At 49.0% G+C, this 18,886-nt stretch carries 21 protein-coding genes; 9 read left to right on the top strand and 12 right to left on the bottom strand.

Annotated elements, in window-relative coordinates; translation table 11 throughout:
- Window positions 1-107: 107 nt before the first annotated feature.
- Both DN748_RS15550 and DN748_RS15555 read left to right on the top strand, forming a co-directional pair.
- Window positions 108-368, top strand: coding sequence for a hypothetical protein (locus tag DN748_RS15550; RefSeq protein ID WP_146746628.1), 261 nt, complete (start codon window positions 108-110; stop codon window positions 366-368).
- 23 nt (window positions 369-391) lie between these two features.
- Window positions 392-1,066 carry a hypothetical protein gene (locus tag DN748_RS15555; RefSeq protein ID WP_112372758.1) on the top strand — a complete coding sequence of 225 codons (675 nt, stop codon included), beginning with the start codon at window positions 392-394 and terminating at the stop codon, window positions 1,064-1,066.
- A 71-nt stretch (window positions 1,067-1,137) separates the two neighbouring features.
- Here DN748_RS15555 and nadD read toward each other — a convergent pair whose 3' ends face one another.
- The 10 genes from nadD to DN748_RS15605 all read right to left on the bottom strand — a co-directional run bounded on the left by nadD (window position 1,138) and on the right by DN748_RS15605 (window position 10,941).
- Window positions 1,138-1,749, bottom strand: a complete 612-nt coding sequence (gene nadD, locus DN748_RS15560; protein WP_112372828.1) for a nicotinate (nicotinamide) nucleotide adenylyltransferase — start codon at window positions 1,747-1,749, stop codon at window positions 1,138-1,140.
- Between the two features lie 21 nt (window positions 1,750-1,770).
- Window positions 1,771-2,370, bottom strand: a complete 600-nt coding sequence (gene gmk / locus DN748_RS15565; RefSeq protein ID WP_112372759.1) for a guanylate kinase — start codon at window positions 2,368-2,370, stop codon at window positions 1,771-1,773.
- 27 nt (window positions 2,371-2,397) lie between these two features.
- Entirely contained in the window at window positions 2,398-3,255 is an 858-nt protein-coding gene (locus DN748_RS15570) for a YicC/YloC family endoribonuclease (RefSeq protein WP_112372760.1), read from the bottom strand.
- A 130-nt stretch (window positions 3,256-3,385) separates the two neighbouring features.
- Window positions 3,386-4,150, bottom strand: coding sequence for a 3-keto-disaccharide hydrolase (locus tag DN748_RS15575; RefSeq protein WP_112372761.1), 765 nt, complete (start codon window positions 4,148-4,150; stop codon window positions 3,386-3,388).
- A gap of 3 nt (window positions 4,151-4,153) precedes the next feature.
- Entirely contained in the window at window positions 4,154-4,918 is a 765-nt protein-coding gene (locus tag DN748_RS15580; protein WP_112372762.1) for a 3-keto-disaccharide hydrolase, read from the bottom strand.
- A 137-nt stretch (window positions 4,919-5,055) separates the two neighbouring features.
- A complete protein-coding gene (locus DN748_RS15585; RefSeq protein ID WP_112372763.1) occupies window positions 5,056-6,123 on the bottom strand; it encodes a sugar phosphate isomerase/epimerase family protein in 1,068 nt (355 codons plus the stop codon).
- 68 nt (window positions 6,124-6,191) lie between these two features.
- On the bottom strand, window positions 6,192-7,331 hold the full coding sequence (locus tag DN748_RS15590; protein ID WP_112372764.1) for a Gfo/Idh/MocA family protein: 1,140 nt from the start codon (window positions 7,329-7,331) through the stop codon (window positions 6,192-6,194).
- A gap of 56 nt (window positions 7,332-7,387) precedes the next feature.
- Window positions 7,388-8,521 (bottom strand): Gfo/Idh/MocA family protein, encoded by a 1,134-nt coding sequence (locus DN748_RS15595; protein ID WP_112372765.1) that lies wholly within the window; start codon window positions 8,519-8,521, stop codon window positions 7,388-7,390.
- A 100-nt stretch (window positions 8,522-8,621) separates the two neighbouring features.
- Entirely contained in the window at window positions 8,622-9,863 is a 1,242-nt protein-coding gene (locus DN748_RS15600) for a nucleoside permease (protein ID WP_112372766.1), read from the bottom strand.
- 70 nt (window positions 9,864-9,933) lie between these two features.
- Window positions 9,934-10,941, bottom strand: coding sequence for a sugar phosphate isomerase/epimerase family protein (locus DN748_RS15605; RefSeq protein ID WP_112372767.1), 1,008 nt, complete (start codon window positions 10,939-10,941; stop codon window positions 9,934-9,936).
- 143 nt (window positions 10,942-11,084) lie between these two features.
- Between DN748_RS15605 and DN748_RS15610 the strand changes: the two genes are divergently transcribed.
- The 3 genes from DN748_RS15610 to DN748_RS15620 all read left to right on the top strand — a co-directional run bounded on the left by DN748_RS15610 (window position 11,085) and on the right by DN748_RS15620 (window position 14,497).
- A complete protein-coding gene (locus tag DN748_RS15610) occupies window positions 11,085-12,797 on the top strand; it encodes a GMC oxidoreductase (RefSeq protein WP_112372768.1) in 1,713 nt (570 codons plus the stop codon).
- A gap of 14 nt (window positions 12,798-12,811) precedes the next feature.
- Entirely contained in the window at window positions 12,812-13,453 is a 642-nt protein-coding gene (locus DN748_RS15615) for a gluconate 2-dehydrogenase subunit 3 family protein (protein ID WP_112372769.1), read from the top strand.
- 105 nt (window positions 13,454-13,558) lie between these two features.
- Entirely contained in the window at window positions 13,559-14,497 is a 939-nt protein-coding gene (locus tag DN748_RS15620; RefSeq protein ID WP_201741503.1) for a hydroxypyruvate isomerase family protein, read from the top strand.
- Between the two features lie 130 nt (window positions 14,498-14,627).
- Here the strand turns inward: DN748_RS15620 and DN748_RS15625 are convergent, their stop codons facing one another.
- On the bottom strand, window positions 14,628-15,116 hold the full coding sequence (locus tag DN748_RS15625; protein ID WP_112372771.1) for a c-type cytochrome: 489 nt from the start codon (window positions 15,114-15,116) through the stop codon (window positions 14,628-14,630).
- Between the two features lie 315 nt (window positions 15,117-15,431).
- Between DN748_RS15625 and DN748_RS15630 the strand changes: the two genes are divergently transcribed.
- Window positions 15,432-15,911, top strand: coding sequence for an acyl-CoA thioesterase (locus DN748_RS15630; RefSeq protein WP_112372772.1), 480 nt, complete (start codon window positions 15,432-15,434; stop codon window positions 15,909-15,911).
- Window positions 15,912-15,937: 26 nt separating this feature from the next.
- Window positions 15,938-16,156, top strand: a complete 219-nt coding sequence (locus tag DN748_RS15635; protein WP_112372773.1) for a GNAT family N-acetyltransferase — start codon at window positions 15,938-15,940, stop codon at window positions 16,154-16,156.
- A 45-nt stretch (window positions 16,157-16,201) separates the two neighbouring features.
- On the opposite strand, the gene DN748_RS15640 is transcribed toward DN748_RS15635, so the two are convergent.
- Complete coding sequence (locus DN748_RS15640) at window positions 16,202-16,675, bottom strand: retropepsin-like aspartic protease (RefSeq protein ID WP_112372774.1); 474 nt, start codon at window positions 16,673-16,675, stop codon at window positions 16,202-16,204.
- Window positions 16,676-16,783: 108 nt separating this feature from the next.
- On the opposite strand from DN748_RS15640, the gene DN748_RS15645 reads away from it, so the two are divergent.
- Complete coding sequence (locus DN748_RS15645) at window positions 16,784-17,551, top strand: TatD family hydrolase (RefSeq protein ID WP_112372775.1); 768 nt, start codon at window positions 16,784-16,786, stop codon at window positions 17,549-17,551.
- Between the two features lie 190 nt (window positions 17,552-17,741).
- The gene (locus tag DN748_RS15650; protein ID WP_236636895.1) at window positions 17,742-18,878 is read left to right on the top strand and encodes a 1-acyl-sn-glycerol-3-phosphate acyltransferase; all 1,137 of its coding nucleotides are present in this window, start codon (window positions 17,742-17,744) and stop codon (window positions 18,876-18,878) included.
- The last annotated feature ends 8 nt before the right edge of the window (window positions 18,879-18,886 follow it).

Consider the following 18,886-nt stretch of genomic DNA (forward strand, 5'->3'; position numbering starts at 1 on the left):
TGATTGCGATTACAAGAATATCAAAGAACTAAAAAATAATCAATTGAAAATCAATGGGTTTTAAGTGCCCACTAATGATCCAAATTATTAAAACCAAAGTAAAAATTATGGACTGGTGGGAAATAGGAAAAGGTGTATTATGTTTTTTAGCTGTTTTTGTGTATTTTAAATATTTCAATGAATCCTTAGTAAGTATTAAAGAAAAAAGATTTGGAGACGATTATGGGGACATGTCCAGATTAGGAGATAAAATAGATGATTTTGGATATTGGTTGGGTGGAATACTTATGGCACTTTACGGTATACTAATCATTTACAACGAACTGGCCCGGAATTACGGCTGGACATTGTTTATGGCCAAAGAATAAAGAACAACCAAATAGATTATATCATGAGAAAAACTACTTTTTTAGTACTGATCGCAGGGGCACTTGCTTCCTGTGCTGCAAACAAATACCTCGCTTCTTTGGTAAAGCCCGGAGAGGTGTCGGAAATGGCATATTTTGAGCCCGTATCCTATATCAGCCTGATCGAAAAAAAGAACAAGCCCGCACCTAATGATTCCCTGTCCTCCGTGGCTTCGTTCCGGCTGGATTCGGTGATACATGCTGATGTTAAAAGGCTCAGGATATCCAAAAAAATAGAAGTGCAGGACACTGGCCTTGAAGAGCGGTTAAAGGAAGAGATCAGTACGCTTATAGGGCAGGCTTTCAAGACAAAAAAGCCGGAGCAGGTGCGTTTAAGCCCGATGGTAGACTCCTTGTTAAAGGCCGGTAATACGCGGTTTGCTATGGCGAGTATCGTTTCGGGTTTTGACCGGCGGAAAGGGAACTACGGCGGACAGGTAGCCAAAGGAGCGGCCTTAGGGATATTGACTTTGGGATTATATGCTCCGGTACCTCTGAAATCGAATATTACGATACATACGGTCATTTTTGATGGGGAGCGAGGAAATATTGCCTTTTACCGGCAGACGCCCCTCAAGGAAAAATCTCCTACTGACCCCGAGGTCCTGGCCGGGGAGTTCTCACAGGTTTTTGAAGGGTATTTGTACCCGAGGGGGTGAGGCTTAACTTTCGGGTTATAAGTTTGGTAGTTTTTAGTTCGTAGTCCGGGCACATACAGCACCATTCAAATTTATGCTTCGCGGGCCTGCCCCGGGGTTGTTGACCTGTAGAAGTTCATCTCGTCGATATACTTCCATACTTCGGGGTGCAGGAGGGGGGTTACGTTTTTTCCATCCCTGATGTCGTTGCGTATGGCTGTGGCGGAGATCTCTATGACGGGGGCGTCGATCTTGAAAATACGGTCGCGGGGCACCTCGGTGGGCTGCCCGGAGGCGGTGATCCTGGGATATACGTAGATGGGATGGTGTTTGAGGATGACCTCGTAATTCTTCCATTTGTGCAAGCCTTTCAGGTTGTCTTCGCCCATGATAAGGCAGAATTCCCTTCCGGGATATTTTTCCTGGAGGTGTGCAAGCGTATTCACGGTGTAATTGGGCTGGGGAAGCTTGAATTCTATATCGGAGGGTCTTATTTTTTCAAAGTCCTGTGTAGCCCGGTACACCATTTCCAGGCGGTGGTGGTCGGGGAGTAATGTGTTTTTTTTCTTAAACGGGTTATGGGGGGTAACCACCAGCCATATCTCGTCGAGGTCACTGTGTTCGGCAAAGTGGTTGGCGATAATGATATGCCCCACATGTACCGGGTTGAACGTTCCGAAAAAAAGGCCTGTCTTTTTATGGATAGTCACGCTGTAATCGTTGTATTAGTCGTTATGCCCGTTCACAAAATCATCAACCAGTTCTTCGGCTTCCTTCAGGGCGGTGGCAAGATCGTAATTTTTGATGATCCGGTCAAACTGGGGCGCCGTAGCGAGCTCTACCGAAGCTTTTGCAATACGCATGTTGATCTTGTCTTCGGGTTCGGTCTTACGTTTCTTGAGGCGTATTTTCAGTTCGTCTACACTGGGGGGCTTTACGAAAACGGCCAGGGTACGTTCGGGAAATTTTTTCTTGATGCGCAATCCCCCTGCCACGTCGATGTCGAAGATGACGTGCTTTCCCAGGGCCCAGATACGTTCCACCTCGCTTTTGAGCGTGCCGTAGAAATTGTCCCTGTACACCTCTTCCCATTCCAGGAAATCCCCATCCTTTATGTGCGTCTTGAAGTCTTTCAGACTGAGGAAATAATAGTCTTTCCCGTCGGTTTCATTGCCCCGGGGGGCACGTGATGTGGCGGAAATGGAAAATTCCAGGTTCAGTTTTTCAATGCCCAGCAAATGTCGTACGATAGTGGTCTTTCCGCTCCCCGAAGGTGCCGAAAATACGATGAGTTTTCCTTGTTCGCGGGTATTGTTGTCTGCCATGTCTGTACGGGGTTGGGTTATGGGGTTTTAGAGTACGTTGAGTACCTGTTCCTTGATCTTTTCCAGTTCGTCTTTCATCTGCACCACGATTTTCTGCATGGGTGCATAGTTTGCCTTTGAGCCTATGGTATTGATTTCCCTTCCTATCTCCTGGCCTATAAAACCGAGTTTTCTCCCGTTGGAGTCTTCTGAGTTCAGGGAACTTACAAAATAGTCCAGGTGATTGGCCAGGCGTACTTTTTCTTCCGTGATATCAAACTTTTCCAGGTAGTATATCAGTTCCTGTTCAAACCGGTTTTCATCTACGTTTTCCCTGGCATCGGCCACGGCCTTTTCCAGGCGTTCGCGTACGTGGGCCATGCGTTGCGGATCGAGGTCTTTCACCTGTTCCAGCAGGTGTTTTATGTTTTCGATACGCAGCAGGAAATCTTTTTCCAGGGCACTTCCTTCCTCACGCCGGAAGGTGTCTGTTTCTGCAATGGCTTCGTCCAGGGCACGGGAAATGGCTTCGAATTCCTTTTCGTCGATGTCTGCCCGTTCCGTTTTAAGGGCGTCCGGCATCCGGACGGCCATCTTCAGGAGCTCGATATCGCCGGCATCCGTAATGTTCCTGAGTTGCCGGATATATTCCCTTACCACGGCCTCATTGACCTGGGAAGAGGTTTCCTCCCCGGTAATTTCCACATAGAGACCGAAATCCACTTTTCCCCGCACCAGGGCGCCGGCAATGGTACTGCGCATCTGCAGTTCCTTTTCCCGGTACTGGGAGGGTATCCTGGCATTGAGGTCCAGGCTCTTGCTGTTGAGCGATTTGAGCTCTATGGTGATCTTTTTGGCAGGAAGCTGTATTACCGACTTCCCGAAGCCCGTCATAGATTTTATCATCCGGTTTTTTTAAAGAAAAAGTTGCACAAAGGTAAGTAAATTAGAAAACATGAGGGATACGAAATAAAAACACCGATCTCCGGGTCATTTGCCGGGATCGGTGTTTTTACCGTTCGGGACACCCACAGGTTTACGGGAGTTCCCTGATCCAGATATTCCTGTAACTTACCGGGCTTCCGTGGTCCTGCAGTTTTATGGGGCCCTTGCCGTGCGGTTCGTTTTTGGGCCATCCTATGTATTCGGTGGTCCCCTTTATTCTGACGTGGTCCAGTACGAGGATGCCGTTGTGCAGCAGGGTAATGGTCCCTTTCTTTACCCTTTGCCCTTTTTCGAATACGGGGGCATGAAAGATAATGTCGTAGGTATTCCACTCCCCGGTCTTTACCGAGGCCCTGGCCAGTGGCACCTGCTGTTTGTACAACGATCCTACCTGGCCGTTTACATAGGTGTCGTTATTGTTGTTGTCCAGGATCTGTATTTCATACCGGTCCTGCAGAAAAACCCCGCTGTTCCCCCTGTTCTGGCCGTCTCCTTCGATCTTTTCCGGCGATTTCCACTCCAGGTGCAGCTGTACGCTTCCGAATTCCTTTTTACTGTGAATATCGCCGGCACCGGGTCTGACCGACATGCTGCCGTCGCTGTTTAACGTCCACCCGGCTTTTCCTTCTGTCTCTGAGCTGACCCATTCATCCAGGCTCTTTCCGTCAAACAGGACTATGGCATCACCCGGAACCCCGTCGTTCTCTACGGCCGGAGTAACCACCGGAGGCACCGGTTTGTAAAATTCGGTAGCTTCGGGTTTGGTGGGTTCTTTTTCCATGGGTTCCTTTTTTTGAGCCGTGGCAAGAAAGGGCAGCAGCAGTATTACGGCGGTGCATCTTAAAACGAGTTTCATGGCCTACAGCTCTTTTATCCTGATGTTGCGATAGGAAACCTGGTCTCCGTGATGCTGAAGCCCTATTTTTCCCGTTCTGTGTTTCCCGAACCCTTCCCAGTCGGTAAATTTGGAGTTTTTGACCATTTCGTCCCATTCCGCACCGTGAACCGGGAATTTGACGATTTCGGTACCGTTCAGCGATACCTTGCCTTCATTGCTGTTATGGTCTATACGTACTACCATGGTGTTCCATTCACCCACGGGCCTGACCACATTTTCCGAAGGGGCGATCATGTCGTACAGGGCTCCTGCCTGGTGTGTGGTTCCCGCTTTGGCATCGGGATGTTTGTCGTTGTCCAGTACCTGGATCTCCGGGCCGGTCTGGTAAGGCTCGTGATATTTCTCATCTTCCTCGATACCCCATAATACCCCGCTGTTTCCCGCCTCGGATATTTTCCACTCCAAAGACAATTCGAAATTGGTATAGTCTTTATCGGTGACCAGGTTTTTGCCTCCTGCCTTGCTCTTGTTGTCAGGCGTAAGGACCATGACCCCGTCCTCGATACTCCACTCGGGCGAGATCTCATCGGCATTGTAACCGTGCCATCCGTCAAAGGTCTGTCCGTCAAAGAGGGCTACCGATTCTTCCTGTGTTTCGGTGTTGTTGTCCTGCGGTTGTTCACTGCGCTGTTCTTCAACCGATTGTTCCGGGTTTTCCTTACCGGCTTTTTCTTTACACCCGGTCATCAGGACCAGGGCCATTACACAAATACTTATTCTTTTCATCGTTTACATTTTTTGTAAGCAGAACGATCTGCCATGTGTTATTAAGTAAATTATTCTTAAAAAGTTCTTAGTTTGTAGTTGTTAGTTCGTAGTCAGTCAATCAACAACTAAGAACTACCAACTAACAAACTAAAAGACTACACCCCCAGTATTTTCTTCAGTTTGTCCTTGTCAATATCTCCCCCGGCAAAGTCGTCAAAGGCTTTTTCGGTAGCTTCTATGATGTGCTGTTGAATAAAGGGTGCGCCTTCCCGGGCACCCTGTTCGGGAGATTTTATACAGCATTCCCACTCCATTACGGCCCATACGTCGCAGCCGTACCGGGTGAGCTTGGAAAAGATGGTCTTGAAGTCGACCTGGCCATCTCCCGGAGACCTGTACCTTCCTGCCCGGTCTCTCCAGTCGTTATACCCCCCGAAAGTCCCTTTTTTCCCGGTGGGATTAAACTCGGAATCCTTGACGTGAAATGCCTTGATAAACTCGTGATAATGATCGATATAGGTGATGTAATCCAGCTGCTGCAATACGAAGTGGCTGGGATCGTAGAGGATGTTTACCCTCTTGTGGTTCCCGGTGGCTTCGAGAAACCTCTCGAAGGTATCCCCGTCGTGCAGGTCTTCGCCGGGATGGATCTCATAGCACACGTCCACCCCGTTTTCGTCATAGGTGTCGAGTATGGGCTTCCAGCGTTTTGCGAGTTCTTCGAAGCCCATTTCCACCAGGCCCGGAGGCCGCTGGGGCCAGGGGTGGGCAGTGTGCCACAGCAAAGAACCTGAAAAGGTGGCATGAGCTTTAAGGCCGAGCCTCCTGCTGGCTGCTGCAGCCTTTTTTACCTGGTCCACGGCCCATTCGGTACGGGCTTTGGGGTTGTTTTTATAAGCGTCGGGGGCAAAATTGTCGAACATGATATCATAGGCGGGATGTACGGCGACGAGTTGCCCCTGGAGATGGGTAGACAGCTCTGTGATCTCCAGTCCGTACGATCCTACTTTTTCCTTTAATTCGTCGCAGTATTCCTGTCCTTCCGTTTCGTCCGCACTTCCGGCCTTTTCCAGGTCTATCAGAAAGGTTTCCGGGGTGGGGATCTGTATGCCCTTGTATCCGAGCCCGGAAGCCCATTCACACAGGCCCTCGAGCGAATTGAAAGGGGCTTTGTTGTCTACAAACTGTGCGAGGAATACGGCAGGACCCTTTATGGTTTTCATGGTGTTGCAGTTAGATGTTAAACGTTGTCTTCAGTATGCTTCGGGGCATTTGTGCAGTAACCGTGTGGTCACAGGCTTACCCAGGCCGAATTTTTTTTGTCGCTTTCCACGGCGGCATAGATAAACCTTACGCCCTGTACCCCGTCGTTTACGGTGGGGTAATCGGGGTCCGGAAGTTCTTTTCCCTCCATCACCGCCATCAGGTGTGCCGCAAAGTTCCGGTAGATATTGGCAAATGCCTCGAGATAACCTTCGGGATGGCCTTTGGGTACTCTTGAAGCAGCCCTTACCTGGTCGTATATATCGTTTCCGTCCGGGGTAAAGGTCTGTTCCGGGCGGTCTACCCATTTGGCATACAGGCGTGTGGAGTCTTCCTGTTTCCACTGTATGCTTCCCTTGCTGCCATATACCCGTATGGCGAGGTCGTTTTCTTCTCCCGCAGCAATCTGCGACATAGACATGCAGCCCTTGGCGCCATTTTCCATACGGAAGAGAATGTTCCCGTCATTGTCCAGTACACGGCCCTGGCCTATCCGCCCCAGGTCGGCGGCCATCTCCGTGATCTTTATCCCGGTAATATAAGACACCAGGTTTTCGGCATGTGTTCCTATATCGGCCAGTGAGCCTCCCACTCCCGATTTCGAGGGGTCTGCCCGCCAGGGTTTTATGGCGGCCTGTTCATCCGGTTCGGCAGCCATCCACCCCTGCAGGTAGTGTACCTGTACCTTCCTGATCTCCCCGAGATCCCCGTTCCTTACCATCGCCCTGGCCTGCTTTACCATGACATTGCCGGTGTAGTTGTGGGTAAGGGCAAACAGCAGCCCGGTTTCCTTTACCAGCTTTTGAAGGGTTTCACCTTCTGCCACGGTAAGGGTCATCGGTTTGTCACAGACCACGTGAAAACCGTGTTCCAGTGCCATTTTAGCCGGTTCGAAATGCAGGTGATTCGGGGTGAGTACCGATACGAAATCCATGCGTTCCCCTTCGGGAAGTTCGCTTTCCCTTTCTATCATTTCGCGAAAGCTCTCATAGCAACGCTCTTCCGGGAGGAACAGGGATTTTCCCGTTTCCCTGGATTTTTCAAGCGTACTGCTGAAGGCCCCGCATACCAGTTCCACCATACCGTCCATGGCCGATGCCTTGCGGTGAACGCCCCCCATAAAGGAGCCGATACCACCACCGACCATACCCATTCTCAGTTTTCTCATTTCGTATGCTATTTCAGGTTACAGAATTATTGTTATCCGGATCAAAGTACAGCAGCCTATACCCTGACCCAGGTGTTTCCTTTCTGATGTGATTCCACGACCTTTTCGATAAAGTTCATGCCGCGTACCCCGTCATTGATCGTCGGGAATTCCCCGGGGTGACAGAATTCCTTCCGGATCGCCCTGGCCACTCCCCTGTAGATATTCCCCATCGAATCGAAGATCCCTTCCGGATGCCCGGGAGGAAGTTTTGTCCCGTCGAGTGATAATTCGCTGTTGTAGGCATGCCCCGGCTTTAACACCTTGAGCGGTTCGGTCTCGGTGAGGTGGTAGAGGTAATTGGGATTTTCCTGCTCCCATTTCAGTCCGCCCTTATCCCCGTAGATATTCACGGCAAAATTATTCTCTTCCCCGGTCGCGATCTGGCTTGTCCTGATCAGCCCTTTTACATATTCCGAAAAGCGCAGCAGCACGGTGCCGTCCACATCCATTTTATTATCGCTGTACACGTAGTTCAGGTCGGCGAGTATTTCCTTTACTTCCATCCCGGTCACGTATTCTATCATGTCGAAAGCATGGGTGCCTATATCCCCGATACAACAGCTGATCCCGGATTTTTCCGGATCGAGCCGCCAGGTAGCCGCCCGTTTTTCCTTATCGTGAATAATGGGGTTGATCCATCCCTGGTAATACTGTACGTCTATCTTCTGAACGGTCCCGATCACCCCGGAGGCGATCATTTCCTTCATCTGCCGTATCATGGGATAGCCGGTATAGGTATAGGTAACCGCAAAAACGGTATTGGCCTTTTTCTGTATTTCCTGTAGTGTCAGGGCCTCCTCATAGGTGGTGGTCATCGGTTTCTCGCAGATCACGTTAAAACCGTTTTCCAGGAGTTTTTTCGCCATGGGGAAGTGCAGGAAATTGGGGGTGAGCACAGAGATGACCTGCATTCTTTCCGTTTCCGGCAATTTGAGTTCTTCTTCTATAAGAGTGTCGAAATCCCGGTATACGCGGTCGGTGGGGATCCCTATTTTTTCGGCAAAGCCCGTATTGAGTTCAAAGTCGGGGTTAAAGACGCCTCCCGTAAGCTGATAGCTGTCGTACATGGCCGAGGCTACGCGGTGCAATACTCCTATCAGCGAATCGCCTCCTCCTCCGAGAATTCCTAATCTGATTTTGTTGCTCATTTTTTTAGACTGTATATTATTGATTTTACGTTTGAGTATAAATGTTGCCCCCTGTACAGAAATTGTTCCCGGATTTTCCGGGGATCAGGTTAAGCTGTGATTATTCTTTGAATTCTATTTTTTCGTTTTTAAAGAAAACCAGGAACAGTATCATTACGATAACAGCTATTCCGGCCGGAACTAACCAGACATGCTGCCAAAATGCAGCTACATCCTCCGATTTGATCCCGGCGTATACCGTACCTATATAACCTGCTACCCAGAAACCAATTAATTGTCCGACACCGTAAGTTGCCAGTGTAATTAGCCCCTGTGCGGCACTCTTGTATTTTGCACCGGCCTTACTGTCGGTATAGATCTGCCCGGAAACGAAAAAGAAATCGTAACAGATTCCGTGCAGGGCAATACCGATCAACAACATATATGTACCTGCACCGGCATCGCCATACGCAAAAAGCGTATACCGGATTGCCCAGGCCAGCATACCTACTATAATGGTGTTCTTAAAGCCAAAACGAGAAAAGAACACGGGTAATAGCAGGAGGCATAAGGCTTCAGATATCTGTCCTATAGTCATGGCTCCAGTGACATTCTCCATGCCTATTTCACCGAGGAAATTATTTGCATTCTGATAATAAAAAGCCAAAGGAATGCAGATAAGGATGGAAGAGATGAAAAATACCAGGAAATTCTTGTTTTTTAATAGCTTGACGGCATCCAGACCGATAATGGAAGCGAAAGACGCTTTTTCCGAAGCTTCTATTTTTACAGGGGGTGTTTTCGGTAGGGTAAAACTGAATAATCCTAAGATCAGGGAGCCGATCGAAGCCATCAGGAAAGTATTTTTCAACAAGCCATTTGCCACGCCTTCGTTGGAATCCCAGGCAAATAGGAATGATATACTCAACCCTGCGATAATCCAGCCGATAGTCCCCCAGATGCGGATGTTGGAAAATTGTTTTTCCGGATTTTTTAACTGTCTGAAAGATACTGAGTTTACCAATGCTAAAGTAGGCATAAACAAAATCATATACGCCAGCACGTAAGGGAAAAACGTGGAAATATCGGTTGCCTGGTACATCAGATACATCAGTACCGCACCGATGAGGTGCAAAACCCCCAGGATACGTTCCGCATTAAAAAGGCGGTCAGCGATCATTCCGATTATGAATGGAGCGATGATCGCTCCCCAAGATTGTGTAGAGAACACATTTGCAATCTCGTAGTCATTGGCATCCAGATTGACGGGAAGGAATCTTCCAAGGGTAACAAACCATGCCCCCCAGATAAAAAACTCCAGGAACATCATAAAGGAAAGCTGAAATTGTATTTTCTTGTTCATGAACATTGTTTTTTAACGTTCCGGATACTTCCGGAACTATAGTGGTTAGATGTTTTTACTGTTGATGATCTCAGGAGATCTTTTTACCGATATTCAGCAGGAGATCACGTGTGGCCTTAATACCTTCTTCCTCGCTCAGCCTGTTGCCTTCGTATTCCACACCTACGTATCCCGTATACCCGGTATCCTTGACCATACGCATCATTTTTTCATAATCTATGGTGGTTTCCAGGCCTTCCGCATCAAAATCGTACGACTTGGCGCTTACCCCTTTGGCATAGGGAAGGAGTTCCCGTATCCCTTTATACCTGTCGTATTCTTCCACACATTCGGCGCCCCACTGGGCTCCGTCCTTCCGTTTGAGGCAGAAATTCCCGAAATCGGGCAGGGTACCGCAGTTGGGCATGTTTACCGCTTCCATAACTTCGGCCAGTAGCGCGGCATCGGATGAAAAATACCCGTGATTCTCCACCAGTACATTGATGTCGGACCCGGCGGCATAGTCCGAAAGCTCGGAAAGCGCCTCTGCCCCGTATTTTTTCCAGTCCTCCGCCTGCTGTTCCCCGAAGAGATTGACCCGGATGGAATGGCACCCCAGTGCGGCGGCGGCATCTACCCATTTGTAGTGGTTTTCCACGGCTTTCCTGCGGTCGGCCTTGTTTTTTACGGGAAGGTTCCCTTCACCGTCGACCATGATGATCAGGTTTTTCATCCCGTGGTCCGAGCTGCGTTTACGGAGTTTTTCCACGAGTTGGCTCATGGCGGTAGGAGTGTGTGAGTTTTTTGTCAGTTCGTCCTTGTACAGCTGATTTACGTATTCGAGCCCCCCGAACCCCCATTCACTCGCCTTTTCGGCAAAACGCAGGGGGTCGAATCCCTGTTCCCGTATCATCCGGTGAATGGACCATTGTGCGAGCGATAATTTAAAAAAGAGAGGGTCCCCGTGATCTGCAACGGTATTTTCGGAAGCAGGTTGAGATTTTTCACCTTTTTTCGTATCCTTACACGCATATAGTCCTAACAACGATAAGGCAACACCCGCTTTACCCGAATTTTCCAGGAAATTTCGTCTGTTCATGCTAAAAGGGTTTTTGTTTAAGAAATGCTAAAATAATAAGATTTAAAAGCAAATTGTATTTATCTGTGGAAAAAAATGCGGAAGAATATACAAAATTCATATATTTGGAACGTATTCAGAAATGTAAAAACAACAACGAATAAATGGGCACTATGTATTATAATCCTCCCCAGGAGGAGTACGATGCTATTGTTATTGGCACCGGAATCAGTGGCGGATGGGCTGCTAAAGAATTGTGTGAGAAAGGATTAAAGACGCTTGTGCTGGAGCGCGGGCGTATGGTGAAACATATTGAGGACTACCCTACCATGCACCTGGATCCGTGGGACATGGAAAACGGAGGGGCCCCCACCCAGGAAGACCTTCGCAAGCAGGGCAAGCAGGCCAGGACCGGTTATACGATCCGCCAGGATACCAAACACTTTTTTGTCAACGACCTGGAGCATCCCTATAATGAGGATCAGCGTTTTGACTGGATGCGCGGATACCACGTGGGAGGGCGCTCCATCATGTGGGGACGGCAGAGTTACCGTCTCAGCGATATCGATTTTGAAGCCAATCTCAAGGACGGGATCGCCACAGACTGGCCGATCAGGTACAAGGATATAGCACCCTGGTATGACTATGTGGAGAAATATATCGGGGTAAGCGGTGAAAAACTGGGGCTACCGCAATTGCCCGACGGGCAGTTTCTCCCCCCTATGGAGCTTTCCTGTGTGGAGCAGGAACTCAAGAATAAGGTAGCGGAAAAGTTTAATGACGGACGTTTGATCACTATAGGCCGGGTGGCGCATATTACCAACGGGGAATTTGAAGGCAGGAGCCATTGTATGTACAGGAACCGCTGTGCGAGAGGATGTCCGTTCGGGGCGTATTTCAGCAGTAACTCCTCGACACTTCCGGCTGCCGAACGCACGGGGAACATGACGCTCAGGCCGTTCTCCATTGTTCATGAAATCATGTATGACGAAAACAGCAAGCGTGCTACCGGTGTCCGTATTATAGATGCCGAAAGCAAGGAAACCTATGAATTCAAGGCCAAGGTGATCTTTGTGTGTGCTTCTGCCATAGGGTCTACCTCTATCCTGATGCAATCGAGATCGGACCGCTTCCCGAACGGGCTGGGCAATGATTCCGGAGAACTGGGGCACAACCTGATGGATCACCATTTCCGGGTAGGTGCTTCTGCGAAGGTAGATGGCTTTGAAGATAAATACATCAAGGGAAGAAGGCCCAACGGATTCTATATTCCGAGGTTCCGCAATGTGGGAGGACAAACAGACCAGAAAGATTTTGTTCGCGGATATGGTTACCAGGGCGGTGGCGGAAGAGGGGACTGGGCCTCTTCGGTAAAAGAACTGATGTACGGAAAGGAACTCAAGGAAGCCATCCTCAAACCCGGGGGGTGGAGCGTAGGTATGACGGCTTTCGGCGAAATGCTGCCGCATCACGACAACAGGATGTACCTGGATTACGAAAAGACCGATCAATGGGGGCTCCCTACGGTGACTTTCGATGCGAAGTTCAGGGAAAATGAATTCAGTATGCGCAAGGACATGAAACAGCAGGCCATAGATATGCTCGAAGCGGCCGGATTTAAAGATATAAGCCCCTATGATAATGTCGGGGCGCCCGGACTCGGTATACACGAAATGGGAACGGCCCGTATGGGAAGAGACCCGAAAGCTTCGGTGCTCAATGCCCACAACCAGCTGCATGACGTGCCTAATGTCTATGTGACCGACGGAGCGGCCATGACCTCTGCAAGTTGTGTGAACCCTTCGCTTACCTATATGGCACTTACTGCAAGGGCTGCTAATCACGCGGTGGAAGAACTGAAGAAAATGAACCTGTAAAAGCATAGAAAGCCATGCAAAGAAGAGATGCGTTAAAAAATATAGGATTGTCGCTCGGACTTGTAGCAGCGACACCTACCCTGTTCAGTATCCTGCAAAGTTGTACTGCAGACCCCAAAGCTACCTGGACCCCTGAATTCTTCAGTCCTGAAGAAGGCGATGTGCTGTCTAAGATGGTAGATATCATCATCCCGCCTACGGAAGACCTGCCCGGTGCGGGAGAACTCAACGTACCGCAGTTTATCGATAAATACGTCAACGAGGTTTACAGTCCGGAAGATCAGAAGATGATGCGGGACGGGATGAAGGCCTTTGCTGAAAAGCTCGGGGCGGAGACCCCCGGAGACCTGTTGAAAGCAAGCCCGGAGGAAATTGAAAAGGTAATTGCTTCGGCTTTACAGGCCGATGAGAAACAGCGCAAGGAATGGGACAGGATGCTGAGGGAATACCGCGATACCGACGACGGCGCTGCTCCTGAGAACCGTGATGCCCTGGTGTCCGGCTTTGTCAAGGAAGTGAGGGGCAAGACCATTCAGGGATATAAGATCAGTGAGTATATAGGAGAGGAGGTAATGGCCTACGACCCCATCCCCGGAGCACAGAAAGGGTGCATTTCCCTGGAAGAAGCCACCGGGGGAAAACTGTGGTCTTTGTAAAATTCAGTGTTCGGGGTTATGGGTTCGGAGGTATACTCCCCAAACCCATAACTCTGAATTCATAACTCTGAACTGATAGACATAAACCAACCTGAACTGAAAAACGTGAAAAGGAGAAAGTTTGTACAACATTCATTAATGGCTACCCTGGGGGCATCGGTGGCAGGTACTACCGGGGTTTTTGGTACAGAAAAACGACAGGAACGGGAAAAAGCCCGGCAGGGGCATAAGTTCAACCTCAAATACGCTCCCCATGAAGGCATGTTCAAGCACAGCGCCGGAGGAGATGTTATTTCCCAGCTGGAATATATGGCCGATCAGGGCTTTACGGCTTTTGAAGACAATGGCATGAGCGACCGCCCTGTAAATGTACAGGAGGCCATAGCCACTACCATGCAGAAGTGGAATATGGAAATGGGGGTGTTTGTCGCCCACAAGATACATTGGTCTGAGCCCAACCTGACCAGCGGGAATGAGAACAAGCGCGAAGAGTTCCTTTCGGAAATACGGAAGAGCGTAGAGGTGGCCAAACGGGTCAATGCCAGATGGGTTACCGTGGTGCCGGGGTATAGAGACCTCCGCCTGGAACCCGGTTATCAGACCGCCAATGTGGTGGAGTCGCTCAAAAGGGCTGCCGGTATCCTTGAACCTCACGGGATTGTCATGGTCCTTGAGCCGCTGAACTATATGAACCACCCGGGAATGTTCCTTTCCAAATCGGCCCAGGGCTATGAGATATGCAAGGCGGTAGCCTCGCCTTCCTGCAAGATATTATACGATATTTACCACCAGCAGATCACCGAAGGAAACCTCATTCCGAACATCGAGGCCAGCTGGGAGGAGATCGCTTATTTTCAGGTGGGGGATAACCCCGGCCGGAAAGAACCCACCACCGGTGAGATCAATTACAAGAATGTGTTTAAATATATTCACGACCGCGGTTTTGACGGGATCGTAGGGATGGAACACGGTAACTCCCGGCCCGACGGGGAAGGAGAACTCGCCGTGATCAATGCCTATAAGGAAGTGGATGCTTTTATGTGAGGGGGTGGGGGTTACAAGAGTTATAGGAGGTTGCGAGTTGCAGGTTAACTGAACTCTGAACTAAAAAAAATCCCTCCTCCGGATTGCGGAAAAGGGATGTGGTATTGTAAAATCTTGTAAGGTCTTTCTTTTACAGTGTCCTGAGGAATTCGGCGATGTCCCTCGCTTCGTCTTCGGAAAGGTTCTGGTCCAGCATGAGCGTGCCTTTGTACTCTTCAACCAATGCCTTGGCAATAGGGTCTTCCTTCTGCATTTCCGTCGGGTTGAGCATCATGTTCATCACCCATTCCGGGCTGCGCCTGTCGTAGATACCTGTCATGGACGGACCTATGAATTTCTGGTCGGTCTTGTGGCAGGCGGTACACTTGGTCTTAAAGGCTTCTTCTCCCCGGGTTACCATAGCCTGGTCTATATCTCCGAAAGTGACTTCCGTTATGGGACCTATTCCTTTATTGTCCATGTCTACGGGAACCTGTGAAGCCTGGCCCCCCTTGTTTGACTCTTTTTTTTCGGTCTGTGTCCTTTCGTAACTGAATTTTTTCTTTTCTTCTTTCTTCTCCCCGCAACTCACGAGTACGATGGCCGTGCCCAGGGCCATGGTGAACAATAATTTTTTCATTTTCTAACGGTTTTGCCAATGCGTCGGGACAGCCTCCGGAATACCGGGTTACTCTCGCCTTCTGCATTTTAGGTTCATCTGAAACTATATCACGACCCCGCCAAAAAAAAGGGATACTCATCCCTGGTCCGTTTTTTGGCGTATTTGTGATTTTAAGCCACTAATATAGGTAATAAAACAGATTTTACCGGGGGGTTTTAACATATTTTAAAAGCTTTAACGTTATAGTTGGCTGCTGGTTAGCATATTTTTTTTCGGTCAAAAAATGTATCTTTACAATTATTATGCACGCATAACATTAAAGAAGGTGATCTTATGTATTTTAAGGAATTTGACATTAGATGGAGTGATATCGACGCCAATCGTCATCTGGCCAATTCGGCGTATGTGAATTTTATGAGCCATACCAGGATGTCTTATCTTACGGAGCGGGGTCTCGACCAGGAACAGCTTGTCCGGCACCAGCTCGGGCCGGTTGTTTTTTACGAACATATCTACTATTTCAGAGAGGCTTTCCCGGGGAAGCCCGTACGGGTATCACTGGAACTGGCCGGAATGAGCGAAGACGGTATGTTTTTCGAGTTTCATCACAATTTTTACGATGCCTCGGGCCGGAATTTTGCACACTGTGAAATGATGGGGGCCTGGATAGATATGAAATCCCGTAAACTCACTACCTTGCCCGAAAGGTTTCTCTCCCTGTTATACGAACTGCCCAGGACCGGCAATTTCAGGGTGCTGACCAGGGAAGACACGCGCAGGTATGGCAAAAAACCCGAAGATCTCGGTTCGTAAGGGACGGTGCCGTAACAGGCAGGGGAATGAAAGGATATATCCAGGAACACATCCTGGTATATGTGGCAACCCACCGGGAAATGAGGGGAGAGGGAATTGGCCGGAGCCTGGTGGAAAAGGTCATGGCGCTTGCCGAAGGCGACCTGGCGCTTCACGTGGATGCCGGTAATCCGGCAGTACGCCTGTACGAAGAACTGGGATTTGAGAACAAGTATGTGGAGATGCGTTATTCCCGGAAACGGTAAGGGGCTGTCGTGTTTTTATAATACGTTATTTCCGGTTTTCGGCACTTATGCCTTATTGTTCTTTTTTCCTGTCACCCTCTTTTTCTTCAGGTAGACACATTTTTTTCCGTAGTCGATGACCGCCTTTGATTTTCTGAGGATATCGGCACCTATAATGCCGTGAACGGGCGGACAGTGGTGTTGTACCAGGGCTTCGTTGACGTGTGAGAGGTCGAAGAGGACCAGTTTTACCTTGTCGTAGGTCCAGCTCCCGATAGAGAGGGTGTTTTTGTGAGATACCTGCGTATCCATATTGGCAGCACCTGCCCCGGAAGCCTTGATCTCGGAATCTTTGGTGTTCAGCTTGAAATGCGTCGCACAATCGGTGCCTACGCAGGTGCTGGAAGCCCCGGTGTCCAGGATAAACCTGCCCTGGATACCGTTGATCTCGGCAATGATCTCGAAATGATTGGTAAAGGTGAGTTCCAGGGGGACGCGAACGAATTTTTTCTCCTTGAGCAGGGTTTTCAGACTTTTCATGTATTACCTTGGTTATATCAGGAATGTAAACCGGACCATTGATGCCGGGGATACTGGCCTTTTTTAAAAATTTATGCAAAGATAGTTTAATGTTTATATTTTTGCGGCATGATCATCACCGATACCCATACACATTTGTACAGCGAGGCTTTCGACGCCGACAGGGACGAAATGATACAGCGTGCCATCGGGGCGGGGGTAGAGCGTTTTTTTATACCCGCTATTGATTCCTCTTATACGGAAGCCATGCTGCAGCTCGAACGCCGGTATCCGGGAAGGATGTTCCTGATGGCCGGATTGCATCCTACACATGTAGGAGAAAATTTTGAGGAGGAACTGGCCCATGTGGCGGCAAACCTGGAACGGCACAGGTATTATGCGGTCGGGGAGATCGGTATCGACCTGTACTGGGACCGGAAGTTCCTGCAACAGCAGCAGGAGGCGTTCAGAAGACAGGTACGGCTTGCCCGGGAATACCGGCTTCCCATAGTAATACATTGCAGGGAGGCCTTTGACGAGGTTTTTGAAATTCTGGAATCGGAAAAGGGTGATGGGCTGTATGGTATTTTTCACTGTTTTACCGGTACGGAGGAACAGGCAGAACAGGCCATTTCGTATGGAATGAAACTCGGGATAGGAGGGGTGGTTACCTTTAAGAACGGAAAAATAGACCGCTTTCTGGACCGGATCCCCCTGGATTGTATTGTCCTGGAGACCGATGCTCCCTATCTTGCCCCTGTTCCTTTCAGGGGAAAGCGGAATGAAAGTGCGTATCTTGTAAAAGTACTCGAAAAAATAAGCGAGGTATACGGCATGCCCGAAGAGGAAGTCGCCCTTAAGACTACTGCAAATGCTGCGGAGGTTTTCGGGATATGAGCTGTAAAGCCGAATAATGCTTATTTTGAACGGGCTTTGGCTGTTAAGTCAATAAAGTTTTGTTCATTTGTATGGTGTATGTAAATTTGTTACCGGGCCCGAACTCCCGGTTCTGATAAGACGAATGATGCTGTGAATCACGGTGCTGTTGTCCTTGAGGAAAGGAAGTTCTGTTTAAAGCAATAGTCATTTGGATAATTATAAAGAAATCAGGCCTTATCTGGATAGTGAGGTAAAAGCTGTCCTGCACGAGTACAAGGAACATCCCATGATTCGTGCCTTACTGCATTTTACCTTTCCGGACAAAAGCCAGGAAGAAATAGAAAAAATACTGGATTCCTGTAACTCCATTACCGATTTTCAGTCGAGGGTAATATATCACAGTGTCAGGAATATCCTGGAAAAAAGTTCCGAAGGGTTCTTTACGCACGGGTTTGAGAAACTTAAGCCCGATACTTCATATCTCTTTGTATCCAATCACCGGGATATTGTTATGGATACCAGCCTGCTGAATGTAGCCCTGCTGGATAACGGGCTGGTGCTTACGGCGTCTGCCATTGGTGATAACCTGGTACACAAGCCGTTTTTGCTGGCGCTTTCGAAGCTGGTGCGGAATTTTCTGATCAAGCGGGGGCTGTCTCCCCGGGAAATGCTGGAAAGTTCCCGGAAGGTGTCCGCCTATGTAAAACACCTGCTGGAGGAAGAAGGACGTTCGGTCTGGATCGCACAACGGGAAGGGCGTACCAAGGATGGAAATGACCAGACGCAACAGGGAGTCCTCAAGATGCTTGCCCTGGCCAGCGAAGAAAGGCAGATTATGGATTATTTCAAAAAGCTCCGTATTACACCGGTGGCCATTTCCTATGAATACGATCCGACCGACCTGCTGAAAATGCCGGAACTCATGGCCAGGCATTACGATATCGAATACGTAAAGACCAGTAATGAAGATTTTAATTCCATCCTGAAAGGGGCGCTGGGACAAAAGAAGCGCATATGCATCCAGGTGGGGGAGATCACCGACCAGCAGCTCGATGCGATCAGGGACAGCGGGGAATCTGTGAACAGGCAGTTCCAGATGCTCGCCGACTGTATCGATGAACAGATCCGCAGGAATTACCGGTTGTGGCCCACGAATTACCTGGCCTATGACCTGTTGCACAATACCGAAAGGTTTGCAGATCATTACAGTGAAAAAGAGAAAAGGCAGTTTGAAAGAAGGCTGGAGAGAAGGGTAGGGGAAGAAGACGATATAGCCCGGAAAAACTTTCTGGCCATGTATGCCAACCCGGTGATAAACCGGATGAAATACGAAACAACCCTGTAAAAACCGGG

This window comes from Sinomicrobium soli (genome assembly GCF_003285545.1).
GTDB lineage: Bacteria > Bacteroidota > Bacteroidia > Flavobacteriales > Flavobacteriaceae > Sinomicrobium.